At 70.1% G+C, this 26423-nt stretch carries 24 protein-coding genes; 14 read left to right on the forward strand and 10 right to left on the reverse strand.

Annotated elements, in window-relative coordinates; translation table 11 throughout:
* Positions 1–2: 2 nt before the first annotated feature.
* Positions 3–1190: a class I SAM-dependent methyltransferase gene (locus EZM51_RS12035; protein ID WP_136708508.1), complete on the reverse strand. Its 1188-nt coding sequence runs from the start codon at positions 1188–1190 to the stop codon at positions 3–5.
* Positions 1191–1337: 147 nt separating this feature from the next.
* Here EZM51_RS12035 and groES point away from each other — a divergent pair, with 147 nt between their 5' ends.
* The 3 genes from groES to EZM51_RS12050 all read left to right on the forward strand — a co-directional run bounded on the left by groES (position 1338) and on the right by EZM51_RS12050 (position 4211).
* A complete protein-coding gene (groES, locus tag EZM51_RS12040) occupies positions 1338–1634 on the forward strand; it encodes a co-chaperone GroES (protein ID WP_055894868.1) in 297 nt (98 codons plus the stop codon).
* Between the two features lie 88 nt (positions 1635–1722).
* On the forward strand, positions 1723–2679 hold the full coding sequence (gene rarD / locus EZM51_RS12045; RefSeq protein WP_349236067.1) for an EamA family transporter RarD: 957 nt from the start codon (positions 1723–1725) through the stop codon (positions 2677–2679).
* A 242-nt stretch (positions 2680–2921) separates the two neighbouring features.
* Complete coding sequence (locus EZM51_RS12050) at positions 2922–4211, forward strand: ABC transporter substrate-binding protein (protein ID WP_136708510.1); 1290 nt, start codon at positions 2922–2924, stop codon at positions 4209–4211.
* Positions 4212–4636: 425 nt separating this feature from the next.
* Here EZM51_RS12050 and EZM51_RS12055 read toward each other — a convergent pair whose 3' ends face one another.
* From EZM51_RS12055 to EZM51_RS12070, 4 genes are read right to left on the reverse strand one after another with little or no spacing between them, the layout of a single operon-like run.
* Positions 4637–5404 carry an ABC transporter ATP-binding protein gene (locus EZM51_RS12055; protein ID WP_136708511.1) on the reverse strand — a complete coding sequence of 256 codons (768 nt, stop codon included), beginning with the start codon at positions 5402–5404 and terminating at the stop codon, positions 4637–4639.
* Positions 5391–6305, reverse strand: a complete 915-nt coding sequence (locus tag EZM51_RS12060; RefSeq protein ID WP_136708512.1) for an ABC transporter ATP-binding protein — start codon at positions 6303–6305, stop codon at positions 5391–5393. The genes EZM51_RS12055 and EZM51_RS12060 overlap by 14 nt, the downstream gene beginning before the upstream one ends.
* The gene (locus tag EZM51_RS12065) at positions 6295–7275 is read right to left on the reverse strand and encodes a branched-chain amino acid ABC transporter permease (protein WP_136708620.1); all 981 of its coding nucleotides are present in this window, start codon (positions 7273–7275) and stop codon (positions 6295–6297) included. The genes EZM51_RS12060 and EZM51_RS12065 overlap by 11 nt, the downstream gene beginning before the upstream one ends.
* A gap of 15 nt (positions 7276–7290) precedes the next feature.
* Positions 7291–8508, reverse strand: coding sequence for a branched-chain amino acid ABC transporter permease (locus EZM51_RS12070; RefSeq protein ID WP_248305621.1), 1218 nt, complete (start codon positions 8506–8508; stop codon positions 7291–7293).
* A gap of 326 nt (positions 8509–8834) precedes the next feature.
* On the opposite strand from EZM51_RS12070, the gene guaB reads away from it, so the two are divergent.
* Positions 8835–10337 carry an IMP dehydrogenase gene (gene guaB / locus EZM51_RS12075; RefSeq protein WP_136708513.1) on the forward strand — a complete coding sequence of 501 codons (1503 nt, stop codon included), beginning with the start codon at positions 8835–8837 and terminating at the stop codon, positions 10335–10337.
* Between the two features lie 61 nt (positions 10338–10398).
* Here guaB and EZM51_RS12080 read toward each other — a convergent pair whose 3' ends face one another.
* On the reverse strand, positions 10399–11562 hold the full coding sequence (locus EZM51_RS12080) for an aminotransferase class I/II-fold pyridoxal phosphate-dependent enzyme (RefSeq protein WP_136708514.1): 1164 nt from the start codon (positions 11560–11562) through the stop codon (positions 10399–10401).
* Between the two features lie 108 nt (positions 11563–11670).
* Here EZM51_RS12080 and EZM51_RS12085 point away from each other — a divergent pair, with 108 nt between their 5' ends.
* Complete coding sequence (locus EZM51_RS12085) at positions 11671–13371, forward strand: ATP-binding cassette domain-containing protein (protein WP_136708622.1); 1701 nt, start codon at positions 11671–11673, stop codon at positions 13369–13371.
* 46 nt (positions 13372–13417) lie between these two features.
* Here the strand turns inward: EZM51_RS12085 and EZM51_RS12090 are convergent, their stop codons facing one another.
* Positions 13418–13933 carry a DoxX family protein gene (locus tag EZM51_RS12090; RefSeq protein ID WP_136708515.1) on the reverse strand — a complete coding sequence of 172 codons (516 nt, stop codon included), beginning with the start codon at positions 13931–13933 and terminating at the stop codon, positions 13418–13420.
* A gap of 88 nt (positions 13934–14021) precedes the next feature.
* On the opposite strand from EZM51_RS12090, the gene EZM51_RS12095 reads away from it, so the two are divergent.
* The 6 genes from EZM51_RS12095 to EZM51_RS12120 all read left to right on the forward strand — a co-directional run bounded on the left by EZM51_RS12095 (position 14022) and on the right by EZM51_RS12120 (position 19958).
* Positions 14022–14603 carry a TetR/AcrR family transcriptional regulator gene (locus EZM51_RS12095; protein WP_136708516.1) on the forward strand — a complete coding sequence of 194 codons (582 nt, stop codon included), beginning with the start codon at positions 14022–14024 and terminating at the stop codon, positions 14601–14603.
* A gap of 9 nt (positions 14604–14612) precedes the next feature.
* Positions 14613–15737, forward strand: coding sequence for a GuaB3 family IMP dehydrogenase-related protein (locus tag EZM51_RS12100; protein WP_136708517.1), 1125 nt, complete (start codon positions 14613–14615; stop codon positions 15735–15737).
* A gap of 110 nt (positions 15738–15847) precedes the next feature.
* Positions 15848–17578, forward strand: a complete 1731-nt coding sequence (locus EZM51_RS12105; RefSeq protein WP_211195898.1) for a glycerol-3-phosphate dehydrogenase/oxidase — start codon at positions 15848–15850, stop codon at positions 17576–17578.
* A gap of 90 nt (positions 17579–17668) precedes the next feature.
* On the forward strand, positions 17669–18166 hold the full coding sequence (locus tag EZM51_RS12110) for a TrkA C-terminal domain-containing protein (protein WP_136708518.1): 498 nt from the start codon (positions 17669–17671) through the stop codon (positions 18164–18166).
* On the forward strand, positions 18166–18972 hold the full coding sequence (locus EZM51_RS12115) for an SURF1 family protein (protein WP_248305622.1): 807 nt from the start codon (positions 18166–18168) through the stop codon (positions 18970–18972). Before EZM51_RS12110 ends, EZM51_RS12115 begins: the two co-directional genes overlap by 1 nt.
* 59 nt (positions 18973–19031) lie before the next feature.
* On the forward strand, positions 19032–19958 hold the full coding sequence (locus EZM51_RS12120; protein ID WP_136708519.1) for a trypsin-like peptidase domain-containing protein: 927 nt from the start codon (positions 19032–19034) through the stop codon (positions 19956–19958).
* A gap of 46 nt (positions 19959–20004) precedes the next feature.
* Here EZM51_RS12120 and EZM51_RS12125 read toward each other — a convergent pair whose 3' ends face one another.
* Positions 20005–20418 (reverse strand): VOC family protein, encoded by a 414-nt coding sequence (locus EZM51_RS12125; RefSeq protein WP_136708520.1) that lies wholly within the window; start codon positions 20416–20418, stop codon positions 20005–20007.
* Between the two features lie 120 nt (positions 20419–20538).
* Here EZM51_RS12125 and EZM51_RS12130 point away from each other — a divergent pair, with 120 nt between their 5' ends.
* From EZM51_RS12130 to guaA, 3 genes are read left to right on the forward strand one after another with little or no spacing between them, the layout of a single operon-like run.
* Positions 20539–21135 carry a TetR/AcrR family transcriptional regulator gene (locus EZM51_RS12130; protein ID WP_136708521.1) on the forward strand — a complete coding sequence of 199 codons (597 nt, stop codon included), beginning with the start codon at positions 20539–20541 and terminating at the stop codon, positions 21133–21135.
* Between the two features lie 9 nt (positions 21136–21144).
* The gene (locus EZM51_RS12135; protein ID WP_136708522.1) at positions 21145–21615 is read left to right on the forward strand and encodes a DUF3817 domain-containing protein; all 471 of its coding nucleotides are present in this window, start codon (positions 21145–21147) and stop codon (positions 21613–21615) included.
* Entirely contained in the window at positions 21612–23195 is a 1584-nt protein-coding gene (gene guaA / locus EZM51_RS12140) for a glutamine-hydrolyzing GMP synthase (protein WP_136708523.1), read from the forward strand. Before EZM51_RS12135 ends, guaA begins: the two co-directional genes overlap by 4 nt.
* A 57-nt stretch (positions 23196–23252) precedes the next feature.
* Here guaA and EZM51_RS12145 read toward each other — a convergent pair whose 3' ends face one another.
* Both EZM51_RS12145 and EZM51_RS20590 read right to left on the reverse strand, forming a co-directional pair.
* Complete coding sequence (locus EZM51_RS12145) at positions 23253–25484, reverse strand: cell wall-binding repeat-containing protein (RefSeq protein ID WP_136708524.1); 2232 nt, start codon at positions 25482–25484, stop codon at positions 23253–23255.
* A gap of 196 nt (positions 25485–25680) precedes the next feature.
* Positions 25681–26388, reverse strand: coding sequence for a hypothetical protein (locus EZM51_RS20590; RefSeq protein WP_169053893.1), 708 nt, complete (start codon positions 26386–26388; stop codon positions 25681–25683).
* Positions 26389–26423 lie beyond the last annotated feature (35 nt).

Raw genomic sequence — 26423 nt, forward strand, 5'->3', positions numbered from 1 at the left:
CCTCAGAGCCGTTCGACGAGCAGCGCGACGTGTCGGCCCTCTTCGCGGGTGATCACGATCGTCGCACGCTCGTCGCCGCGGAGCTTGAGGCGGGTGCGCAGCGCCGCCGGATCCACGTCGACACCGCGCTTCTTGATCTCGAGCGTTCCGATGCCCCGCGCCGCGAGTGCCTGACGCAGGTGCCGCTCGTCGGCGGGCAGGCGCTCGAGCACCCGGAACCCGCGAGCGAACGGCGAGTCGAACGGCGCGTCGGCGGTGAGGTACGCGATGCCCGCGCTGACCATCCAGGCGCCGTTCGTACGGGCGAGGTCTCCGATGAGGCGCGCGCGGATCACCGAGCCGTCGGGTTCGTACAGGTAGTCGCCGATCGGACCGACGGGAGCGTCCTCGCTGTCGCCTCCGGCGGTGAGCTCGGCGGCGCGATCGTCGCGGATCACGAGGGCCGCGCGCCGGATTCCCGGCCGAGCGACGCTGCCGAGCCACACCACGAGCTCGACGACGTCGCCGTCGACGGACACCCACTGCGCCTCCGCCGCGGCCGGGATGACGCCTCGATCGGTGCCCGGCCCGAGCTTCACCCCGACGGGCATGCGATCGGCGAGCCCGAACGCGAAATCGAGGCCGGGGGAGTAGTCCGCGGCATCCGCCAGCCGCCTCGTGGTGCCACCCGAGGTCGTCCGGCGTGCGGGGTCGAGCCAGGCCCCGCCGATACCCCCGAGCGGGACATCCTCGGCGCGTGCGTGGAGCACCCGGACCTTCGGGAACGGCGTCAGGTTGTAGGTCGCGATCGCCGCCGTCACCTCGTCGGCGTCGGCGGCGGTGACCTCCAGGTCGATCGCGGCCAGGGCGAGGGCGTCGCCGCCGATGCCGCATCCGAGGTCGGCGACGTGGCCGATGCCCGCCCGTGCGAACCGGCCGGCGTGCAGCGCGGCGACCTTGAGCCGCGTGGCCTGTTCGAGTCCGGCCTCGGTGAACAGCATGCGCGAGGCGAACTCGCCGAACTTCGCACGGGCCTTCGCGCGCAGCTTGGACTGGCTGAGGACGGTCGCGACGAGGCCCGGCGGATGACCCGCATGCCGGAGCGCGGCGACCGTGCGCACGATGTCCGCCTTCGAATCCCATTCGGGCAGGCCGTCGAGCAGCCGCAGGCCCTCGGGGGACAGCAGTTCGACGAGCTCCGCGCGATCCACCCGGCCACGCTAGCACTGAGCGACGACGGCTGGCACTCACGTTGCACGAGTGCCAAATCGCCCCTAGACTCGCTTTAGCACTCTCGCAGTGAGGCTGCTAATCAGTCTTGGTCAAGACAGTTTCTTCAACTAGAGAAGGGGTCAACCGTGTCGGTTTCCATCAAGCCGCTCGAGGATCGCATCGTCATCAAGCAGGTCGAGGCAGAGCAGACCACCGCGTCGGGTCTCGTGATCCCCGACACCGCCAAGGAGAAGCCCCAGGAGGGCGAGGTCGTGGCGGTCGGCCCCGGCCGCATCGACGACAACGGCAACCGGGTCCCGCTCGACGTGGCCGTCGGCGACAAGGTCATCTACTCGAAGTACGGCGGCACCGAGGTGAAGTTCGGCGGCGAGGACTACCTCGTCCTGTCGGCTCGCGACGTGCTCGCGGTCGTCGTGCGCTAGTCGACACGAACCGATCCGAGGCCCGGATGCCCCTGCGGCATCCGGGCCTCGTCGCATCCGGGCCGCGATGCAGGCGTATCGTGGACCGGTGTCGAACCGCCCTGACGTCGTGACCCCAGCACCGGACTCCTCTCACGGGGCGGTGAGCCGCTCGGGACTCGCGTTCGCGATCGCGGCGTACGGGTTGTGGGGATTCCTGCCCGTCTACTTCATCGCGCTCGCACCGTCGGGCCCGTTCGAGATCGTCGCCTGGCGCGTGCTGCTCTCACTCGTGTTCTGTGCGTTCCTCATCGGCGTGACGCGCACCTGGCGACCGTTCGTCGCCCTGCTTCGCGATCGTCGGGTCGCGCTGACGATGGGCCTGGCCGGCGTCCTCATCTTCCTGAACTGGCAGACCTACGTCTACGCGGCGCTCACCGAGCAGGTCGTCGAGGCGGCGCTCGGGTACTTCATCAACCCGATCGTCACCGTCTTCCTCGGGGTGCTCGTGCTGCGCGAGCGCCTCAACGCGACCCAGTGGATCGCCGTCGGCATCTCGATCGTCGCGGTCGTCGTGCTCGCGCTCGGCCACGGGCAGCTGCCGTGGATCGCGCTCGTGCTCGCGTTCTCGTTCGGCTTCTACGGGCTCATCAAGAAGCGCGTCGGGCCGAAGGTGGACGCGGTGTCGGGGCTCACGATCGAGACCATGTGGCTCGCGCCGCTCGCGGTCGCCCAGCTCGTGTTCGTCGCGATGACCACGGGCCTCACGATCGGCACGGTGAGCGTCTGGCACACGATCCTCCTGCTCTCGGCGGGTGCCGTGACGGCGGTGCCGCTGCTGCTCTTCGCGTCGGCCTCGCGACGGCTTCCGCTCATCTACATGGGGTTCATCCAGTACTTCGCGCCGTTCATCCAGTTCCTCGTCGGGGTGGTGGTGCTCGGAGAGCCGATGCCGCTCGAGCGCTGGATCGGGTTCGCCCTCGTCTGGCTCGCGCTCATCGTGCTCACGTTCGACCTCGTGCGCGGCGTCCGTGCGACCAGGCGGGCGGCTCTCGAGCCGATCTGAGCGCTCCCGGAGCCCGGTCGGGAGCGCCTCGGGTCGCGACGCGAGAATCTGCCGAAAGGCACCGTCGTGACGGCGATTCCGTGCGCGTTCCGGCGGGAAGGTGTCGGGGAGGTAACGATTCCGGCGGCGTTACACGGTTGTGACCGCCTCGACTTGTTTCCACCTTGGGGGCGCAATACTGTCAAAACACGGCGTCAGCAGACGCTGATTTGTGTACCAATCCTTCAGTCCCAAGGAGCAACATGAGCGTATTCGCGAAGGCCAAGGCCTCGCGCTCGGCTCGCGCAGCATGGACGGGGGTCGCCCTCGCCGGCGTCAGTGCCCTCCTCCTCACCGCGTGCAGCACGGGTAGCCCGGCCCCGGCCGAATCGGAGGAGCCGGCTGAGACCGGCGACGCCCTGCCGATCGAGGCCGGCGAACGAGACCTGACCCTGAAGATCGGCACGATCCTTCCGCAGAGTGGAACGCTCGCCTTCCTCGGGCCGCCCGAGGAGGCCGGTGTCGCACTCGCGGCGCAGGAGATCAACGAGGCCGACCTGGGCCTGACCATCGAGGTCGTCTACCGCGACTCCGGTGACACCACGACCGACATCGCGACCGTCTCGGTGACCGACCTGCTCTCGCAGGACGTCTCGGCCATCGTCGGCGCCGCCTCGTCGGGTGTGTCGTTCACGGTCATCGACCAGATCACCGCCGCCGGTGTCGTGCACTTCTCGCCGGCGAACACGTCGCCCGACTTCACGGACTACGACGACAACGGCCTGTACTTCCGTACGGCTCCGTCCGACCTGCTCCAGGGCGAGGTGCTCGGCAACCAGATCGCCGCCGACGGCGCTTCGACGCTCGGCATGCTCGTCCTGAACGACCCCTACGGCACCGGCCTTGCGGCCGCGACGAAGGAGTCGTTCGAGGCGGCCGGTGGCGAGGTCGTCGCCGAGGAGCTCTTCAACACGGGTGACTCGAACTTCGACGCGCAGCTCTCGGCCATCAAGGCCGCGAACCCCGACGCCGTCGCGGTCATCACGTTCGACGAGGCGAAGGTCGTCGTGCCGGCGCTCGTCGGCTCGGGGTACCCCGGCGGTCAGCTCTACTTCGTCGACGGCAACCTGTCCGACTACAGCGCGGACTTCGCGCCCGGCCTGATCACCGGCGCGAAGGGCACGCTGCCCGGTCCGGCGCTGGAAGACGACTTCCGTGAGCGCATGCTCGCCGTCGACCCGAACCTGGCCGACTTCAGCTACGGTCCCGAGTCGTACGACGCGACCATGCTGATCGCCCTTGCGGCGTACGCGGCGAACAGCACCGAAGGTGCCGACATCGCCGAGTACCTGCGCCAGGTGTCGGGCGGCTCGGGCGACGGTGAGACGGTCTCGACCTTCGCCGACGCCGCAGCGCTGCTCGCCGAAGGAGAGCAGATCGACTTCGACGGCGCGTCCGGCCCGATCACCCTCGATGAGAACGGTGACCCGACCGAGGCGACCATCGGAATCTACGAGTACGGCGACGACAACACGTACACGCGCATCAACTAGTACGCGTCGCCTGGAAGGGCCCCGACCTCGGTCGGGGCCCTTCCGCGTGCCCGCACGCCGTGGCACACGACGGCGTCCGTCGGACGGAACCAGGAAGCACCTAGCGCCCGGTACTGCGGATATACGATCCGCCACCCCGAGGAGTCGGGCGCTCGACCGGCGCGCCCGATCGTATATCCGCCGTGTGGAGCGCCTCTCGCGCGTGCGGGGTGTTCGGCCGGGTTGCGGAGAAGGCGGACGCCGCAGAAGAGGTCGTCGCCCCGCGCGACGTCCCGCCCAGGTGGCGGCGGCGATACCAACAGCGGCCGAACCTCGGGGCTGACCTCGCGCCGCCACCGCGAGCACGTGCCGCCGCCCCGCCGGAGGCGGGGTACGACGAAGGGGGCGGATGCCGCAGCATCCGCCCCCTCGGGTGTGAACCTTGGTCAGTCCTGGCCGAGCGTGCCCAGGTAGAGTCCGATGACCTTCGGGTCGTTCAGGAGGTCGCGGCCGGCGCCCGTGTAGGCGTCCCTGCCCTGGTCGAGCACGTAGCCGCGGTCGCAGATCTGCAGGCACCGACGGGCGTTCTGCTCGACCATGATCGTGGTCACGCCGGCGCGGTTGATCTCCTTGACGCGCAGGAAGGCCTCGTCCTGCCGCACCGGTGAGAGGCCCGCGGAGGGCTCGTCGAGCAGCAGCACGTGCGGCCCCATCATGAGCGCCCGCGACATCGCCACCATCTGCCGTTCGCCACCCGACAGCGAACCGGCACGCTGGCCGAGTCGCTTGCCGAGCTCGGGGAAGATGTCGACGACGAACTCGAGTCGCTCCTTGAGGCCCTTGGGCTTCTGGTAGAGGCCCATCTCGAGGTTCTCCTGGATCGTGAGCGACGGGAACACGTTGTTCGTCTGCGGCACGAAGCCGACGCCCTTCGCCACGAGCTTGTTCGCCTTGAGGTTCGTGATGGGCTCGCCGTTGAGGCGGATCGCGCCCTCGCGTACCTTGACGAGTCCGAAGATCGCCTTCAACAGCGTGGACTTGCCCGCACCGTTCGGCCCGATGATGCCGATGAGCTCGCCCTGCCTGGCGAGGAGGGAGCACGAGTTCAGGATGTTCACGCCGGGCAGGTAGCCCGCCGTGACGGAGTCGACCTCGACCACCGCGTCGGTGGGTCGGTCGAGTACCGCGTTCGCGGTCGGTTCACTGTTCGTCATCGATGAGCTCCTTCAGCGCCTCGACGTGACCGGTGTCGGTCGCGCCGATGTCGGTGTCGTGGTGGGCGCCGAGGTAGGCGTCGATCACGGCCGGGTCCTGCATGACCGTGTGAGGATCGCCCTCCGCCACGATCTGTCCCTCGGCCATGACGATGACCCAGTCGGCGATGTGTCGCACCATGTGCATGTCGTGTTCGACGAACAGTACCGTCATCCCCTGGGATTTGAGGTCGAGGATGTGGTCGAGCAGCGACTGGGTGAGCGCCGGGTTGACGCCCGCCATCGGCTCGTCGAGCATGACGAGCATCGGGTCGCTCATGAGCGCTCGCGCCATCTCGAGGAGCTTGCGCTGACCGCCCGACAGGCTCGCCGCGTAGTCGTCCTTCTTGGCGTCGAGCTTGAATCTGGCGAGGATCTCGAGTGCCTTCGCCTCGATCTCGTCATCCTGCTTGCGCCAGAGGAACGGGAGGATCGACCTGAAGAGGTTCTCGCCGATCTGACCCTTCGCCCCGAGCTTCATGTTGTCGAGCACGGTGAGCAGGCCGAGCGCCTTCGTCAGCTGGAACGTGCGGATGAGGCCCATTCGCGCCACCCGGTAGGCGGGAACGTGTGCGAGTGAGCGGCCATCGAATTCCCACTTGCCGCTGTCGGGCCTGTCGAATCCCGTGAGCAGGTTGAAGAACGTGGTCTTGCCCGCACCGTTCGGTCCGATGAGCGCGGTGATCGCCCCGCGCGGGACCTCGACGTGTGCGACGTCGACGGCGGTGAGGCCGCCGAAGCTGCGCTTGACGCCGTCGGCGATGAGGATCGGGTCGACCTTTCGGCAGCCCGGGCCGGCGTCGCCGACGTGGAGGCCGGTGGTCTTCACCGGCGTGGACGTGGGAGTGGTGTCACTTGACAAAGGCCAGCTCCTTCTTGTTTCCGAAGATGCCCTGAGGCCTGAAGATCACGATCAGCATGATCGCGACGCCGACGAGGATGAACCGGAGCTGACCGGCCTGCACCTGCGTCATGAACGGGAGCCAGCCCGCCGCCACCGCTCGGGCGACGAAGCCCGAGAAGAACGAGAGCAGCACCCAGAAGATCATCGAGCCGATGACCGGCCCGAGGATCGTGGCGGCCCCGCCGAGCAGCAGGATCGCGTAGATGAAGAAGGTGAGCGAGGTCTGGTAATTGGCGGGTACGACCGATCGGGGCAGGATGAAGATCATGCCCGCGAGCGTTCCGAAGACACCACCGAGGATCAGGCTCTGCATCTTGTACGAGTAGACGTTCTTGCCGAGGGCGCGCACGGCGTCCTCGTCCTCGCGGATGCCCTTGATGACACGGCCCCACGGGCTGCGCATGATGAGCCAGGTGACGATGGCGAAGATCACGACGAGCGACCAACCCACGATGCGGATCCACCAGTCGTACGCGTTGTACGTGAACGGCCCGAAGCCGTAGGTGCCCGGCGGGATCGGATTCAGTTCGGCGAAGCCCGTCTTGTATCCCTGAAGCCCGCTCGCGGAGCCGGTCACGGAGGCGAACGTGTTCGTCGTGAAGGTGAGTCGGAGGATCTCCGCCGCCGCGATCGTCACGATCGCGAGGTAGTCGGCTCGAAGACGAAGGGTCGGGATGCCGAGGATCAGGGCGAACACGATGGACGCGCCGACGCCCACGAGCACCGCCGCCCACACCGGGAACCCGAAGGTCAGGATGGAGATCGCGTAACCGTAGGCACCCAGGGCCATGAAGCCCGCCTGACCGAAGTTCAGGAGGCCCGTGTATCCGAAGTGGATCGCCAACCCGAGGGCGGCGAGGGCGTAGGCGGCGGTCGTGGGGCTGATGAGCTCCTGCGCCGCGTTGGAGAAGATCGCAGTCCAGTCGATCATGGTCGGTCCTCCCTATCCGATTCTCTCGCGGCGACCGAGGATGCCCTGCGGTCGGAACAGCAGCACGAGGATGAGCACGATCAGTGCACCCACGTACTTCATGTCGGATGGGAGCCAGAGCGTCGACATCTCGACGAAGAGCCCCACGACGACGGCGCCGACGAGGGCGCCGAACGCCGTGCCGAGTCCACCGAGCGTGACGGCGGCGAAGATGAGCAGCAGGATCTGGAAGCCCATGTCCCAGCTGACCCCGGGCCGGAAGTACGCCCAGAGGATGCCGGAGAGGCCGGCCAGGGCCGCGCCCATCACCCAGACGATCCGGATGACGCGATCGACGTCGATGCCGCTCGCGGCGGCGAGGCTCGCGTTGTCGGACACGGCCCGGGTCGCCTTGCCGATGCGCGTGCGCAGCAGGAAGTACGCCACGGCGCCGAGCACCACGACGCTCGTGATCATGCTCGCGACGTCGATCCACGACATGGTCACCGGGCCGAGCCGGATGTCCGAGGGGATCGTCGCCCCTGGCAGCTGCCTGGTCGATCCGCCATAGAGGAACTGGTAGACGTAGCGCACGGCGAGCGAGAGGCCGATGCTCACGATCATCAGCGGGATGAGCCCGACGCCGCGCTTGCGGAGGGGTTTCCAGATGGTCGCGTCGAGCGTCCAGCCGAGTGCTGCGCTCAGCACGATCGCGATGAGGATCGCGAGCCAGATCGGCAGGGCCAGGTCGACGCCGAAGGTGAGGGTCATCAGGGCACCGAACGTGACCATCTCGGCGTGGGCGAAGTTCGAGAGCCCGGTGGTGCCGAAGATGAGCGACAGGCCGATCGCGGCCAGGGCCAGCAACAGGCCGAAGTTCAGGCCGTTGATGAACCGGATGAGCACCTGTGCGCCGAAGTCGGTCGTGACGCGCTGGCCCTCGCCGAGGAAGAAGTTCACGGCCTTGATGCTGGTGAGGCCGAACTCGGCGGTGATGGTCGACTGGCCCTCTTCGACGACGACGCCCTCGGGCAGGGTGTCCTCGTCGAGCGTGACCTCGTACTCCGTCTTCTCGGGCACGCCGATGCGCCACTTGCCGTCGGCGTCCGTCTCGGTCTCGGCCTCGAATCCACCGCCTTCGACGGAGATCCGGACGCCCTCGATGGGTTCGTCCTCGAACGTCACGTTGCCGGTGAAGAAGTACTCGAACTCCTCCTGCTCGGAACTCTCGGTACTCGCTTCGTCCGCCACCGCAGGGGACGCTGCGATGCCGGACAGAGTGAGTGCCGATACGAGGATTCCGAGGAGGATGAGCCACCTCCCGCGGGTTCGGTGGGCGACTGATTGCGTGGGTTCCACTGCACCTCCAAGGGTCCCGGTGCTCTTGGCGACCGGGCCGGGCTTGCTCTCGACGACGTCGTCGACAGTACGTGCCGATTATGTCTCATGTGTTTCGCATGCGCTCACAACGGCCCTCGATTGTTATCCGGGGAATGCCGTGCGCGCAAACTCGCTTAACATTGAGGGATCCCGGCACGCACCAGTTTCCGGGGCCGTTCCGGAGGCGAAGGGGAGACATGGATCAGGCTGATCCGTTCGGATTCACAGGGCTGACGTACGACGACGTCCTGCTGCTGCCAGGTCACACCGACGTGATCCCGAGCGAGGCGGACACCACCTCGCGGCTCACGCGGCGCATCGACGTCGCGACCCCGCTGCTCTCCGCGGCGATGGACACCGTCACCGAGGCGCGCATGGCGATCGCCATGGCCCGACAGGGCGGCATCGGCATCCTGCATCGGAACCTCTCGATCCAGGAGCAGGCCGACATGGTCGACCGGGTGAAGCGCAGCGAGTCGGGCATGGTCTCGAACCCGGTGACGACGACGCCCGACGCGACCGTCGCCGAGGTCGATCGGTTGTGCGCGACCTACCGCGTGAGCGGCCTGCCCGTGGTCGACGGCGAGGGCGTGCTCGTGGGCATCATCACGAACCGCGACATGCGGTTCGTCACCGACTTCGAGAAGCCCGCCACGCTGGTGCGCGACGTCATGACGAAGATGCCGCTCATCACGGGGCGCGTCGGCATGGATCCCGACGAGGCGATCGCGATCTTCGCTCAGCACAAGGTCGAGAAGCTGCCCCTCGTCGACGGCGCCGGACGGCTCACCGGCCTCATCACCGTGAAGGACTTCGACAAGTCCGAGCAGTACCCGAACGCCACGAAGGACGCCGAGGGGCGTCTGCGCGTGGGTGCGGCCATGGGCTTCTTCGGCGACGCGTGGGAGCGCGCCGAGGCGCTGCGCGACGCCGGCGTCGACGTGCTCGTGGTCGACACGGCGAACGGCGAGAGCGCGGGCGTGCTCGACATCATCCGCCGGCTCAAGGCCGACCCGTCGTTCGCGAAGGTCGACATCATCGGCGGCAACGTCGCGACGCGCGAGGGTGCGCAGGCACTCGTGGACGCCGGCGCCGACGCCGTGAAGGTGGGCGTGGGGCCCGGCTCCATCTGCACGACGCGCGTCGTCGCGGGCGTGGGCGTGCCCCAGATCACCGCGGTGTACGAGGCGTCGAAGGCCACGAAGCCGGCCGGGGTTCCGCTCATCGCCGACGGCGGACTGCAGTACTCGGGCGACATCGCGAAGGCGCTCGTCGCCGGCGCCGACACGGTGATGCTCGGGTCGCTGCTCGCGGGCACGGCCGAGAGCCCGGGCGAGCTCGTCTTCCAGAACGGCAAGCAGTTCAAGACCTATCGCGGCATGGGGTCGCTCGGCGCCCTGCAGACGCGGGGCGAGAAGACCTCGTACTCGAAGGACCGCTACTTCCAGGCGGATGTCCCGAGCGACGACAAGCTCATCCCCGAGGGCATCGAGGGGCAGGTGCCGTTCCGCGGGCCGGTCTCGGCGGTCGCCTACCAGCTGGTCGGCGGGCTCCGGCAGTCGATGTTCTACGTCGGCGCGCGCGACATCTCCGAACTGAAGGCGAAGGGCCGGTTCGTGCGCATCACGCCCGCCGGCCTCAAGGAGTCGCACCCGCACGACGTGCAGTTCGTCGTGGAGGCGCCGAACTACACCAGGTAGGTGAGGCTCGTTCGCTGAGCCTGTCGAAGCGATCGGGAGCGGTGCGCTCCCTTCGACGGGCTCAGTGAGCGGTCGTGCGCGCGTCCGCCAGTCGCGTCACGGCCTCCGAGAGCACCTCGGGCGAGCAGGCGAAGTTGAGGCGCGCATGACCGCGTCCGACGGATGCCCCGAATGCGGTTCCGCTGTGCAGCGCGACCTTCGCGTGCTCGAGCGCGTACGCGGCAGGGTCGTCGCCCCACCCGAGCGCGGACAGGTCGAGCCAGGCGAGATAAGTGGCCTGCGGCATCCGGTATCGCACGCCGGGGAGTTCGTCGGCGAGGAGTTCCGCGAGCAGGCGGCGGTTGTCGTCGAGGCTCGCGAGCACGCCGTCGAGCCACGGGCCGCCCTCCTGGAACGCCGCGATCGAGGCGATGGCGCCGAACTGGCCCATGCGCCATTCGACCTCGTACGGGAAGTCCGTGCGCACCCGGTCGCCGCGCTCGCTCGCCGTGACCACGAGCGCCGACTTGAGGCCGGGGATGTTGAACGACTTGCTCGCGCTGGTGACGGCGATGCCGTGCTCGCGCGCGGCGTCCGACACCGTGAGGAACGGCGTGTAGGGCGACTCGGGCTGCGCGAGCGGCCCGTGCACCTCGTCGCTCACGACGGTCGCCCCGAAGTCCGCGGCGATCTCCGCGAGCCGCTCGAGCGTCGTCGGGTCGGGCACCGAGCCGAGCGGGTTGTGCGGGTTGCAGAGCACCATGGCCCGGGCGCCGCCCGCGAAGGCCGCCTCGATGCCGGCGAGGTCGAGCTCCCAGCCCTCGTCGATGCCGCCGAGCATCGGCACCTCGACGACCGTGCCGCCCGCCTCGGTGACGAGGTCGAAGAACGGCGGGTAGATGGGCGGCGTGATGACGACACCGTCTCCGGGCGACGTGACCCGCCGGAGCACTTCGACGATGCCCATGCTCACGTCGCCCGTGCACGTCACGCGCGCCGGGTCGACGTGCCAGCCGAGGCGTCGCGCGGCGAACCCGCTGAACGCCTCGGCCACGTGTCGGCTGCCGGAGTGGTACCCCGTGTCCGAGCGGCGGATCGCGGCGTGCAGCGCCTCCGCGATCGGCTCGGCGAGTGGGTAGTCCATCTCGGCGACGGGCAGCGGCAGCACGTCGGCGGAGTAGAGCCGCCATTTCGCGCTCGTGCGGCTGCGGAGGACGTCGATGGGGTCGGCGGAGACGCGCTGCATCAGTCCAGCATGCCGCAGACGTCGCGGCGAGGCATCCGCCTGTGTATTCTGGTCGGCTGCCCTGAGGCCGCCGTGGCACTCGCCGCGAAATCGGAAACGGATGCATCCATGGGCTTCATCGACGTCAACGGCGTCTCCCTCTCCCTGCCCGACGGCAGGCCGCTGCTCGCCGACCTCTCCTTCCGGGTGACGGATGCCGCCACCACGGCCCTCATCGGCGCGAACGGCGCCGGCAAGTCGACGCTGCTGCGGATCATCCGCGGCGACCTGCGCCCCGACGAGGGCAGTGTGCAGGTGGACGGCGGTCTCGGCGTGATGGACCAGTTCGTGGGTACCGGTCGCACCGCCGAGGGCGCGCCCGAGACCGTCGGGGGGCTGCTCGTGTCGGTCGCGCCGACCCGGATCCGGCGGGCGGCGATCGAGCTCGAGGCATCCGAGGACGCCCTCATCGATCTCGACGACACGGCGAACCAGATGCGCTATGCGTCGGCGCTCGCCGAGTACGCCGAGGCGGGCGGATACGAGCATGAGGTCGTGTGGGACCACTGCACGGTGGCGGCCCTCGGGATTCCGTACGAGCGCGCGAAGTGGCGGGAGCTCGGCAGCCTCTCGGGCGGCGAGCAGAAGCGGCTCGCGCTGGAGGCGCTGCTGCGCGGACCCGAGCAGGTGCTGCTGCTCGACGAGCCCGACAACTCGCTCGACGTGCCGGGCAAGCGGTGGCTCGAGGCGCAGCTGCGCGCGACGCCCAAGACGGTGCTGCTCGTCTCGCACGACCGGGAGCTGCTCGCCCGGGCGGCCGATCGCATCGTGACGCTCGAGCTCGGTGCGGCGGGCAGCACCGCATGGGTGCACGGGGGCAGCTTCGAGGGCTACCACGCGGCCCGCGAGGAGCGCTTCGCCCGGCTCGACGAGTTGCGGCGCCGTTGGGACGAGCAGCACGCCGCGCTGAGGCAGCTCGTGGCGACACTCAAGGTGAAGGCCACCTACAACGACGGGATGGCCTCGCGATACCAGGCCGCCGTGACGCGACTGCGCAAGTTCGAGGAGGCCGGCCCGCCCGAGGAGCGACCGCCCGCGCAGGCGGTGTCGATGCGGCTGCGGGGCTCGCGCACGGGCAAGCGCGCCGTCGTGTGCGAACGGCTCGAGCTCACCGGGCTCATGCGACCGTTCGACCTGGAGGTCTGGTACGGCGACCGGGTCGCAGTGCTCGGTTCGAACGGATCGGGCAAGTCGCACTTCCTGCGGCTGCTCGCGGGCGGCGGTACCGAGCCCGATCGGCTGCTCGGCCACGTGACGACGGTCGGCGAGTCGCTCGCGCGGGTGCCGCACGACGGCCGCGCCGTGCTCGGGGCGCGCGTGGTGCCGGGGTGGTTCGCACAGAATCACGACCACCCCGAATATCGAGGGCGCACGCTCCTCGACATCCTGCATCGCGGCGACGCCAATCGCGAGGGCATGGCGCGGGAGGCCGCGAGTTCGGCCCTCGATCGGTACGGGCTCGCGGCATCCGCACTGCAGCGATTCGAGTCCCTGTCGGGCGGGCAGCAGGCGCGCCTCCAGATCCTGCTCCTCGAACTCTCGGGGGCGACGCTCTTGCTCCTCGACGAGCCGACCGACAACCTCGACCTGGTGTCGGCCGAGGCGCTCGAGGACGCACTCGCCCGGTTCGACGGCACGGTGCTCGCCGTCACGCACGACCGCTGGTTCACGCGCTCGTTCGATCGGTTCGTGGTGTTCCGCTCCGACGGCGAAGTGGTGGAGACGGATGCCCCGGTGTGGGACGAGGGGCGCGTCGTGCGCGCCAGGTGAGCGCAGCGGCGGGTCCGTCGGTCGGACCCGCCGCTCGCGGCATCCCTCAGCCGATCGCGACGGCCAGGCAGCAGGCCACGTACACGACCTGCTCGATGGTGCGCGGCACGAGCGGGGTCGCGGGCGCGTCGCCGATGCGGATGCCGGCGCGTGCCGCGCGCACGTTCGCGGGGAAGACCGCGACGAGCAGGAGCGCGAGGCACGCGGCCGCGATCCGCTCGAGGGGCGGCACCCAGAGCCCGATCGCACCCGCCGCCTCGAGCACTCCGGTCGCCGCGACGATGAGGTCGGGGCGGGGGAGCCGCGGTGGCACCATGGCGATGAGTCCGGCGCGCTGCGGACCGAGGCGACCCGACGCGGCGACGAGGAACATCAGCGAGACGCCGCCGCGAAGGGCGGGCTGCCAGCCCTGCATGCCGGGCACGCCCGCGGCGCCGAGCGCGGCCACCAGCGCGGTGCCGACGAGCAGGGCGATCGAGACGGGGTTGAACCAGTGCGACACCCACGCCGGCCGACGGCCGGTGCGGGCAGGCCCGGTCGGGATGCGGGTCGCGTGGGTCATGTCATGCCTCCTCGTAATCTTGACACTGCCTAGATTGCCGCATGACGCTGATCTTGTCAATGGCAAGATCAGCCCGTATCGTCGGGGCATGGCCTACCACCACGGACGACTGCGCGAGAGCCTCATCGACGCGGCCGTCACCGCGATCGAACAGGAGGGCCTCGCGCGCCTCAGCCTTCGCGACCTCGCCAGGCGCGTCGGCGTCTCGCACGCGGCCCCCGCCCACCACTTCGGCGACCGCGAGGGGCTGCTCACCGCGATCGCGGCCGACGGATTCGAGCGACTCGCGAGCGTGCTCGAGGAGGCGGGTGACGACTTCCTCGAGGTCGGAGTGGCGTACGTGCGATTCGCCACGTCGGAACGCGGGCGGTTCGAGGTCATGTTCCGACCCGACCTGCACCGCCGGGACGATCCCGGGCTCACCGCCGCCATGGACCGCGCCGGCGACGTGCTGCGCTCCGGTGCGGCGGCCGAGCCCGGCGACGATCGCACGAACGGGCTCGCCGCATGGTCGCTCGTGCACGGACTCGCGACGTTGTGGAACGCCGGCGCGATCTCGATCGACGAAGGGACCGAGGTCGAGGTCGTCGCCCGCGCCGTCGCGGGCGTGCTCTTCGGGCGGACGGCCGGGGCGACCGGCGGCGCGTCCCCCGCCGATCCCGTTCGCTAGGGTGGACACGTGACCCAGGAGATCGAGATCGGCCGCTCCAAGCGCGGCCAGCGTGTCTACGCGTTCGACGACATCGCGATCGTTCCGAGCCGGCGCACGCGCGACCCCGAGGACGTCTCGGTGACCTGGTCCATCGACGCGTACCAGTTCGACATCCCGTTCCTCGCGGCGCCCATGGACTCGGTGGTCTCGCCGCGCACGGCGATCATGATGGGCCAGCTCGGCGGCCTCGGCGTGCTCGACCTCGAGGGGCTGTGGACGCGCTACGAGGACCCCGAGCCCGTGCTCGCCGAGATCCGCAACCTCAGCCCCGAGGTCGCCACCGCGCGCATGCAGCAGCTCTACTCCGAGCCGATCAAGCCCGAACTCGTCACGGCGCGCCTGGCCGAGATCCGTGCCGCGGGCGTCACCGTCGCCGGCGCGCTCTCGCCCCAGCGCACGCAGGAACTCTACGAGACGGTCGTGGCGGCCGGTGTCGACCTGTTCGTGATCCGCGGCACCACAGTGTCGGCCGAGCACGTCTCGAAGAACCAGGAACCCCTGAACCTCAAGAAGTTCATCTACGAGCTCGACGTGCCCGTCATCGTGGGCGGCGCGGCCACCTACACCGCCGCGCTCCACCTGATGCGCACGGGCGCGGCCGGCGTGCTCGTCGGCTTCGGCGGCGGCGCGGCATCGACCACGCGCGCCACGCTCGGCATCCACGCCCCCATGGCCACGGCGGTGGCGGATGTCGCGGGCGCACGCCGTGACTACCTCGACGAGTCCGGTGGTCGTTACGTGCACGTCATCGCCGACGGCGGGGTCGGCAAGTCCGGCGACATCGTGAAGGCCATCGCGTGCGGCGCCGATGCGGTCATGCTCGGCGCAGCGCTCGCACGAGCGACGGACGCCCCCGGCGGCGGCTACCACTGGGGTGCCGAGGCGCACCACCCGAAGCTCCCGCGGGGCCAGCGCGTGCACGTGGGCCAGGTCGCCGCGCTCGAGGAGATCCTGTACGGCCCGGCGCCCGCCGCCGACGGCACGGCCAACCTCGTCGGTGCCCTGCGCCGCTCGATGGCGACCACGGGCTACTCCGACCTCAAGGAGTTCCAGCGCGTCGACGTCGTCGTCGCGCCCTACACCGGCGCCTGAGCGACGTTTTCGAGACGGGCGCTGCGCGCCCTCCTCAACCCCCGGGGGTTCGGGTAGCGTGGAATGCGGATCGCGCGGCCCCGTCGTGAGGCCGCGGAAATGGGGTTGACATGGCGAGTGGCAATTCGGTGTCGCGTTCGACCAAGCTCGGACCCGAGGAACGTGCGGCGGCCATCGCCCGCCTGAAGGAGAAGGAACTCGACATCCTCGTCGTCGGCGGCGGCATCGTCGGCACCGGCGCGGCACTCGACGCGGTGACCCGCGGGCTCTCCACCGGGCTCCTCGAGGCGCGCGACTGGGCGTCGGGCACGTCGAGCCGATCGTCGAAGCTCGTGCACGGCGGCATCCGCTACCTCGAACAGCTCGACTTCCGGCTGGTTCGCGAGGCGCTCATCGAGCGCGGCCTCCTGCTGCAGCGCATCGCTCCGCACCTCGTCAAGCCCGTGCGGTTCCTGTACCCCCTGAAGAAGCGGGTCGTCGAACGGCTCTACGTCGGCGCGGGCATGCTCCTCTACGACGTCTTCAGCTACTCGGGCGGTCGGCCGCCGGGCGTGCCGCACCATCGCCACCTCTCGAAGCGCCAGGTTCGGCGCGCGATCCCGTCGCTCTCGAACGACGCGCTCATCGGCGGCCTCACCTACTACGACGCCCAGGTCGACGACGCGCGGTACGTGGCATCCCTCGCCCGCACCGCGTCGTTCTACGGCGCGCACGTCGCGAGCCGCGTGAAGGTCGAGGGCTTCGTCAAGGTCGGCGAACGCGTCGTCGGCGTGCAGGCGCACGACCTCCAGACCGACGAGCACTTCGAGGTGCGCGCGCGGCAGGTCGTGAACGCGACCGGCGTCTGGACCGACGATACGCAGCGCATGGTGGGCGAGCGGGGCACGTTCAAGGTGCGTGCGTCGAAGGGCATCCACCTCGTCGTGCCACGCGACCGCTTCCAGTCGAACATGGGCCTCCTGCTCCGCACCGAGAAGAGCGTGCTGTTCGTCATCCCGTGGGGCCGGCACTGGCTCATCGGCACGACCGACACCGACTGGAACCTCGACAAGGCGCATCCCGCGGCGACGGCCGCCGACATCGACTACCTGCTCGAGCACGTGAACGAGGTGCTTTCGGTGCCGCTCACACGTGAGGACGTCGAGGGCGTGTTCGCGGGGCTCCGGCCGCTCCTCGCGGGTGAGAGCGACCAGACGTCGAAGCTCTCGCGCGAGCACATCGTCGCGCACACCGTGCCGGGGCTCGTGGTCGTCGCGGGCGGCAAATGGACGACGTACCGCGTCATGGCGAAGGACGCCATCGACGCCGCCGCGGACGCCCTCGACGGGCGGGTGCCACCCTCGACGACCCAGGACATCCCGCTGCTCGGCGCCGAGGGCTACCAGGCGGCGTGGAACAAGCGCGGGAAGATCGCGCGGGCGTTCGGCGTGCACCGGGTGCGCATCGAGCACCTGCTGAACCGCTACGGCACGATGACCGACGAGCTGCTCGACCTCATCCGCGAGACGCCCGAGCTCGGCGAACCGCTGCCCGGCGCCGACGACTACCTCGGGGCGGAGGTCGTGTACGCGGCCTCGCACGAGGGGGCGCTGCACCTCGACGACGTGCTGGCCCGTCGCACGCGGATCTCGATCGAGGCGTGGGACCGCGGGGTCTCGGCCGCGCCGGTCGCGGCGAAGCTCATGGCGGGCGTGCTCGGCTGGGACGCCGATCGGGAGGCGCTCGAGGTCGAACGGTACCTGCAGCGAGTCGCCGCCGAGCGGGCGTCGCAGGAGCAGCCCGACGACGAGTCCGCCGACCGGGTGCGCCTGGCGGCGCCCGACATCGTGACGGTCGACTGATCCGGCGCGGGGAGCACTGATCCGGCGCGGGAGCACTGATCCGGCGCGGATAGACTGGAACGCGACGCTCGAGACCGAGGAGCCGCGCATATGGTCGACGTCCGACGGGTGGACCTGCCCGGCATCGGAGTCCTGCATTCCTTCGTGACGACGGATGCGCTCGAGATCGGGGTCGTGACGCACCGCGCGGGCACCCGGGATCTCGTCGTGCGCCAGGCCGACTCGGAGGCGCCGGCCGTGACGGCCCGCCTCGAGGGGGACGAGGCCCACCAGCTGGCGGAACTGCTCGGTGGGACCCGGATCATCGAGTCGATCGCCGAGCTGGACGCCATGCCCGGCGTGCCGATCGGATGGGTGGCGATCGACGCGGGCGACCCCCTGGACGGGCACGCCATCGGCTCGGTCGATGCGCTCGTCGACGGCGAGGTGCAGGTGGTCGCGGTCGTGCGCGGCGACCACGTCCATGCCTCGCCTGCCCCGGACTTCCGCATCGAGGCGGGAGACATGCTCGTCGCCGCCGGTCCGCCCGACCGCATCGCCCATGCGTTCCGTGCCGCGGGCGCGCAGACCCCCCGGTCCGAGGCCTGATGCTCCAGATGATGCTGCGCCCGCGATGGGTGCTCGCGCTCCTGGCCGCGCTCGCGATCGCCGCGGGGTTCGCGCTGCTCGGCCAATGGCAGATCGAACGCGCGGTCGAGCAGGCCGTCGTCGTCGAGCGCCCGACCGAGCAGGTGCGCCCGTTGGCCGAGGTCGTCGAGCCCGACCGGCCGACGGAGCAGGCCGCCACCGGCCAGCGGGTCGAGGTCACCGGGGCCTTCGTGCCGGGAGACACGGTCATCGTCGAGGGGCGCCTGAACGACGGTGTCGCGGGGTACTGGGTGGTGGCGCATCTCGAGGTGACGGATGCCGCGCCGGGCGGGCTTCCCGTGGCACTCGGCTGGGCGGCCGATGCCGACACGGCGCGCGCCGCGGTCGATCGATTCGACGCGGACGCGGGCGGAGAGACGACCGTGGTCGGTCGGTTCCTGCCGAGCGAGGCACCGATGGCGCCCGAGGGCGACGCCGACCCGCAGTCGATGACGACCGTCGCCGTGGCGCACCTCATCAACGTGTGGGCCGACTACGACGATCGGCCCGTGTACTTCGGCTACGTGACCGCGGCCGATCCGGCCGCGGGGCTCGAGGCGATCAGCTCGCCGCCGCCCGAGCAGGCGGTCGAGCTCAACTGGCTCAACGTGTTCTACGCGGTCGAGTGGGTCGTGTTCGCCGGCTTCGCCGTGTTCCTCTGGTACCGGCTGGTGCGCGACGCCGTGGAGCGGGAGCGTGAGGTCGCCGAGGCGGCGGAGGAGGCCACGGCATCCGGGATGGAATCCCGAGGCTCGACGCGCGACTGACCGTTCCGCCTGCGGCGAACCGGGGGAGCGCACCGCCCGAGCGGGTCCATGATCGTCGTGTGGAGACCGAAGACCCGCTGGACGCCTACTCGAACGTCGTGACCCGAGTCGCGAGCACCGTGCTGCCGAGCGTCGCGAGCCTCGCCGTGCGATCGTCGCGCGGCGACGGCGCCGGCAGCGCGAGCGTCATCTCCGACGACGGCGTGCTGCTCACGAGCGCGCATGTCGTCGTGGGCGCGCGTGCGGCCGAGGCGACGTTCTCCGACGGCACGTCCGTCACGGTCGACGTCGTCGGTCGCGACATCCTCTCCGACCTCGCCGTGCTGCGCGCCCGGGGGCCGGTGCCGGCGGCGGTGCCGCTCGGCGACGCGGCAGGGCTTCGCGTGGGCCAGCTCGTCGTCGCACTCGGCAACCCGATGGGCCTGGCGGGCAGCGTGACGGCCGGCATCGTCTCGAACCTCGGCCGCTCCCTGCCGACCGCGTCGGGGCGGGTCATCGACGAGGTGATCCAGACGGATGCCGCGTTGAACCCGGGCAACTCCGGCGGGGTGCTCGCCGATGGTGCGGGCCGCATGGTCGGCGTGAACACGGCCGTCGCCGGGATCGGGCTGGGGCTCGCCGTGCCGATCAACCGGGCCACCCGCGACATCATCGCCAAGCTCACCACGACCGGTCGGGTTCGCCGGGCCTGGCTCGGCATCGTCGGCGCCCGGGTGCAGCTCGCTCCCGAGCTCGCGGCTCGCGTGGGGTCGCCGACGGGACTCCAGGTGGCCGGGGTGGCGCCCGGCAGCCCGGCCGAGCTCGCCGACATCCATCGCGGCGACATCGTCGTCTCGCTCGACGGCAACGACGTCGTGACCTCGACATCGATCCAGAAGCTCATGGTCGAGGACGCCATCGACCGGCAGGTCGAGATGACGGTGTGGCGCAACGGCGCCCTGGTCGACGTCTTCGTCGTGCCCCGCGAGCTCGTCGACGCGCCGTAGGTCGGCCCGCGGGCGGGGTCGCGGGCGCGCGATCGCTCGCGGATGCTCAGCCCACCGAGCCCGCCTCGAATGCGGCGGCGAACTCCGCCGCCGGCGGGATCTCGGTGATGACGTCGACGAGCACGCCCCCCGGGTCGCGCACGATCACGTGACGCTGTCCGAACGCCTCGCTGCGCAGCGACTGGACGACGGGCACGCCCGCGGCGACGAGTCGAGCCGCGAGCGCGTCGACGTCGTCGACCTCGATGTTCACGAGCACGCCCCGCGCGGTGTGCCGGTATGCCTCCGGCACGGTCTCGTGTCCGGCGTCGAGCAGCGCGATCTCGGCGTGCGGCGGGTCGGGATGCCGCAGGCTCACGTACCAGTCGGACTCGAACGCGGCCTCGAAGCCGAAGTGGTCTCGGTAGAAGCGGGAGCTCGCCGCGACGTCTGCGGTTCCGAGCACGGGGTAGAGGTTCATCCTGCGGTCCTTCCGGATGCGGCACGCGGCATCCACGTGCAAATATACATACAGTATGTATGTATCGTGCTCGACGTACAGTCGGTATGTCAAACGGCATCACGAGAGGGGCCGCCGCCAATGGCCACGAAGCTCGAGCAACGGGAACGCACCCGGGCGGCTCTGCTCGAGATCGCGCTGCGCCGGTTCGCGGCCGACGGGTACGCGGGCGTCGCCCTCGAGCAACTGGTCGCCGAGGCGGGCCTCACCCGCGGCGCGCTCTACCACCACTTCGGCAGCAAGGAGGGACTCTTCCGCGCCGCCGTCGAGCACGCCCAGCGCGGTGTCGCCGCGGCCGTCGAGCGCGCGGCGGCCGTCGAGGCCGATCCGCTCGCCTCGTTCCTCGCGGGCTGCCGCGCCTTCCTCGAGGCGAGCCTCGCACCGGAGGTCCGCCGCATCCTGCTCATCGACGGGCCGGCCGTGCTCGGCTGGGGCGACTGGCGCGAGGGCGACCTCGACACGAGCGTGCGGCTCCTCGACGCCGGCATCGCCGAACTCGCCGAGGCCGGCGTCATCGGCGACCGGAACCTCGGCACGCTCGCGACGATGATCTCGGGCGCCCTCAACGAGGTCGCCATCGCGAACGCGCACGCCCCCGACGCGGCGGCCGAGATCGACACGGCCGTCGAGGTGCTCGCCCGGATGCTCGCGGGATTCGCACCGGCGAGCGCGCCGTAGACTGGACGCATGCCCCTCGAGCCGAAACTCGCCGATCTGCCGCGCATTCGCGGGGCCCTCCGCTTCTACCAGGTGGCCTCCGTCATCACTGGTGTGCTGCTGCTCGCGCTCACCGGCGAGATGATCATGAAGTACGCCTTCGGGCTCGAGCTCGAGCTCGGCGGACCGCAGGGCTTCCTCGCGTTCGTGCCGGGCGACACGATCACCGCCGTGAACCTGTCGACCGGCATCCTGATCGTGCACGGCTGGTTCTACGTCGTGTACCTGTTCAGCGACTTCCGGCTCTGGAGCCTCATGCGCTGGCCGTTCCCGCGCTTCATCGTCATCGCCCTCGGCGGCGTCATCCCGTTCCTCTCGTTCTTCCTCGAGGTGCGGATCGCCCGCGAGGTGCGCGCCTACCTCGACCGGCGGGAGGCGGATGCCGCGTCCGCATCCCCTGCCGCCACCAGTACCACCGACTCCGTGGAGGCCCAGCAGTGACCGACCAGCCCACCGAGCAGCGGCCCGTGCTCGTCGTCGACTTCGGGGCGCAGTACGCGCAGCTCATCGCGCGGCGCGTGCGCGAGGCATCCGTCTACTCCGAGATCGTGCCGCACACCATCACGGCCGAGGAGGTCGCCGCGAGGAACCCGGTCGGCATCGTCCTCTCGGGCGGGCCGTCGTCGGTGTACGAGGAGGGGGCGCCGTCGCTCGACGAGGGCATACTGAGGCTCGGCGTGCCGACCCTCGGCATCTGCTACGGCTTCCAGGTGATGGCGCAGCAGCTCGGCGGGGAGGTCGCGCACACCGGCCGCCGCGAGTACGGATCGACGGCCGTCACGGCGCGCACCGACGACGACAACGCGCTGCTCGCGGGCCAGCCCGACGCGCAGACGGTGTGGATGAGCCACGGCGACTCGGTGGCTCGCGCGCCCGAGGGCTTCGAGGTGCTCGCCTCGACGGCGGCCACGCCCGTCGCGGCCTTCGCCAACGACGAGCAGGGCCTCTACGGCGTGCAGTGGCACCCGGAGGTGAAGCACTCGCCGTACGGCCAGCAGGTCATCGAGAACTTCCTGCACCGCGCGGCCGGCATCCCGGCCGACTGGAACTCGGGCAACGTCATCGCCGAGCAGGTCGCCCGCATCCGCGAGCAGGTCGGCTCCGGCCGCGTCATCGCCGGGCTCTCGGGCGGTGTCGACTCCGCCGTCGCGGCCGCGCTCGTGCACGAGGCCGTCGGCGACCAGCTCGTGTGCGTGTTCGTCGACCACGGGCTCCTGCGCAAGGGGGAGCGCCAGCAGGTCGAGGTCGACTACGTCGCGGCCACCGGCATCCGCCTCGTCACGGTCGACGCGGTCGACACGTTCCTCGACGCGCTCGCCGGGGTGAGCGACCCCGAGGAGAAGCGCAAGATCATCGGGCGCGAGTTCATCCGCGCGTTCGAGCGCGCCGAGCGCGACCTCGTGGCCGAGGCGGAGGCCGACGGCGAGCCGATCCGGTTCCTCGTGCAGGGCACGCTCTACCCCGACGTCGTGGAGTCGGGCGGCGGCACCGGTACCGCGAACATCAAGAGCCACCACAACGTCGGCGGACTCCCCGAAGACCTGCAGTTCGAGCTCGTCGAGCCGCTGCGCACGCTCTTCAAGGACGAGGTGCGCGCCATCGGGCGCGAGCTCGGGCTGCCCGAGGCGATCGTCGGCCGCCAGCCGTTCCCCGGGCCGGGGCTCGGCATCCGCATCGTGGGCGAGGTCACCCGCGACCGCCTCGAGGTGCTGCGCGAGGCCGACGCGATCGCGCGGGCCGAGCTCACCGCGGCGGGCCTCGACCAGGAGATCTGGCAGTGCCCCGTCGTGCTCCTGGCCGACGTGCGCTCGGTGGGCGTGCAGGGCGACGGCCGCACGTACGGCCACCCCATCGTGCTGCGCCCCGTCTCATCTGAGGACGCCATGACGGCCGACTGGACGCGCCTGCCCTATGACGTGCTCGCCCGCATCTCGAACCGCATCACGAACGAGGTGCGCGAGGTGAACCGCGTGGTGCTCGACGTCACGTCGAAGCCGCCGGGCACCATCGAGTGGGAGTGACGTCGTCGCCGACGTCGACGCAGGGCGCGGACCGCCTCGACCGCGCCCTGCGTCGTCTCAGCCCAGGCTCGCGAGTTGAGTCTCCACTGCGCTGCTGACCGCACCCGGTCCACCGAGGATCACGATGCGGTCCGGCCTCAAGCGCTGCAGTTCTTCGACGACTGTGCTCGGGAGCGAACCCGCCGGTGTGAGCAGCACAGGACCGCCCTGAATCGCGGCGACGGGTGCGCCCGAGAGAGCGTCGGGGAAATTGGTTCCGTTGGCGATGTAGGCGACGGAGATGTCGCCGTCGAAATTCGCCTTGGAGATTGCCACCGAGGTCGCGTATCGATCGGCGCCGGCGAGCCGTGTCACCCCACCCGTCGTATAGGTCTGCAGTTGCCGGGCGACGTCGTCGCTGATGGCACCGGTTCCGCCGAGGATGACGATTCGACCGGGATTCAAGCGGTCGAGTTCAGCTGCAATGACATCCGGGATCCACGTCGCCGTGGAGAGCAGCAGGGGGCCGGGGTCCTGCCCCGCGAGGGGCGCCCCGGAAAGGGCATCGGGGAAGGTCGAGCCGTTCGCGATGTACACGACGCTGGGGTTGTGACTTCCGAACTCCATCCGGGCAATGGCGGCAGACGTGGCGTAGCGATCCGCACCGGAGAAGCGTGAGACGTAACTACCGGTGAGCTCTCGGAGCTGCGCTTCGACCTTCGGGCCGACCACTCCCGTGCCGCCGAAGATGATGGCCGACCTGGGTTCAAGTCGCTTGATCTCATCGATGACTGTCTGTGGCAGGCCCGCCGAGGGCGTCAGGAGCAGGGGACCGTCGCGCAGCGCGGCGATCCCAGCGCCTGAAAGCGCATCCGGGAAGTCCATGCCGTTCGCGACGAACACCGTATCGACACCGGGCGCGAACTGCGTCTTCGACACCGCGACCGAGGTGGCGTACCGATCCGAACCCGCGATTCGAGCAACTTCACCCCAGGCGGGCGGCGTCGGTCCGACCCGCCCCGCGTAGGTTTCCCGCAGGACGGGGCTGAATCCCGGGGCGGTGGCGACGACACGGACGAACAGGCCCGCATCGAGGTGCTCGAGCAGCGGTACGAAGCTCGCGCTGGTGGCGCCGGGTATCGCCACGCTGCCGGCGAACCACTGATACTGCGGGACCACCCCCGGGGTCGGGGAATCAAGGATCGCGGTCGACGCTCCGCCGACGACGGGGTTCATCGTGCTCACGCTGAACTGCTCGACGACGACCCGCTGCTTCGCGAGGTCGGCATCGATCCCGGTGACGTCTTGACCCTCTCCGACCTCGATCCAGTCGGCAACATCCCACGGCTTGTCGTTCCACCATTCGGTCAGGTACCCGTCGTCGACGGCGTCATCCTCGAAGCTCAGTCGGTACCAGCCGGGCGGGAGATCGTCGAACGTGTAGCCGCGGTCTCCGAGCGAGCTGGCATAACGTTCGATGAAGCCGCCGGATGGGATGTACGTCACGATCGCATCGATCGGTTCGCCGTGCTCGCCCCGCACGATCCCCGAAATCGACCCGGTCCGTTCCAGCGTTGCATTCATGCCGCTCAGCACCTGGTCCTTCGCGAGATCGAACCGTGTTGCGTCGTACTCGCGATATGCCCCCTCGTGCCACTCGCCTGCGAACTGCGACCCGGCCGGCGGGACGAACTGCAGGCGATACCTCCCCGGCAGAAGCCGATCGATCCGATACTCGCCACTCGCGTCGGTCTCCGACTCACGGTACTTGTCGTCCTGGTTCCATACCCGGACCCGGACGCCCGGCAGGGCCGTGCCGTCGGTTGCGGCCACACGACCCGATACGGCGGCGCCCATCGAAATGACGGCGTCGAGCCCCTGCTTGTGTTCTCCGTCCGCCAGTTCGACGTGCGTGGCGTTCAGTTGCTCGTACTGATCGTTCCACCACTCCTCGAGATATGGAGTCGCACAGTTCGGGCAGGAGAACCCGATGGCGTACGTACCTGCCGCGCGTCCCGTGAAGGTGTACGAGCCATCGGCTGCTGTGGTGCCGTACAACGAAGATTGCCATCGCCAGACGTCGTATTCGTCCAGATAGACCAAGCCGCGGAGCGTCACCGTCGCACCGGCGACCGGCTGGCCCTCATCGTTCGTGACGACGCCCGACAGCGAGCCAGTTCCATCGAGCTCGATACCCGGCACCTCACTGGCGTGCGCTCCGGTGAGCGGGAGCGTCGAGAACACGAACACTGCGGCGACGGCGGCGGCGATGGCACGCGGCGACCAGCCGCGGCGATGGGATGAGGGCAATCGAGCCTCCGGGATCGACGGTCAGGATCGGGGCGCCGGACGCCGGACAGGATCGCGCGACAGGCTCAGATCGATCGAACCATATCGGCGGCTGTCGGCGGAAGCGCGATGCCGCGTCGTGCCTGCTGGAGGGAGAGCAGAGGAGGGCCCCACGGCGCCGGGCACCGTCGAGTGGAAGTGACCTCGTCCAGCGTCGTCAGCGGCTCCGCGCACCGAGACGGGTGACGGCGAACGCGACGAGGAGGTACCCGAGGCCGAAGATCACGCCGTGAACGATGCGGATCGCGGGTGGGGTGAAGAACTGCGGCAGCACGAGTACGAGCCCGACCGCGAGCACGACGCCCGTCCACGCCCACGGCACCCGGGCGCGGATCAGGGCGATGGCCGTGAGCACGCCGGCCGCGGCGACGAGCAGCAGTCCCACGCCGAAGAGGACGACCGCCACCGGTTGTTCGCGCAAGGCCTGAACCTCTTCGAGGAAGGTCGCATCGCCGCGTCGAAGGGACGCCTCGGCCAGTGTTCGGACGCCGAAGATCTCGGCGCCGTAGTAGAGCGAGGCGCCGGCCGCGCCGATCCACGCGAGCGCGGTCGCCCAGGTGAGCAGGGTCGCCCCGCGTGTGTCGGAGGTGTCGGCCACCAGGCGCCGCAACCCGAGCAGGGCGGGGGCGAGCAGGCCGAGCGCCGTGATCCCCGCGAGGTGCGAGAAGACCCACGCGTCGGACGCCCACGCGGTCGCGAGTTCGTCGGACGACACGGTCGCCTTGTCGGCCCACGGGCGCAGCAGCGGGAAGAGCGCCCAGAGCACGCCTGCCGCGGCGAACGCCGCAGCGGTCCAGCGTACGACGGCCGGTGATGGGACGCGGGTCGGGGCGGCGACGGCGGATGGTGTGCTGGTGGTGGACATGGTGCTCCTAGTGGCGTGAGGGGTGGGGGTGTGGG

It is taken from the genome of Agromyces sp. H66, from assembly GCF_004959775.1.
Lineage (GTDB): Bacteria > Actinomycetota > Actinomycetes > Actinomycetales > Microbacteriaceae > Agromyces.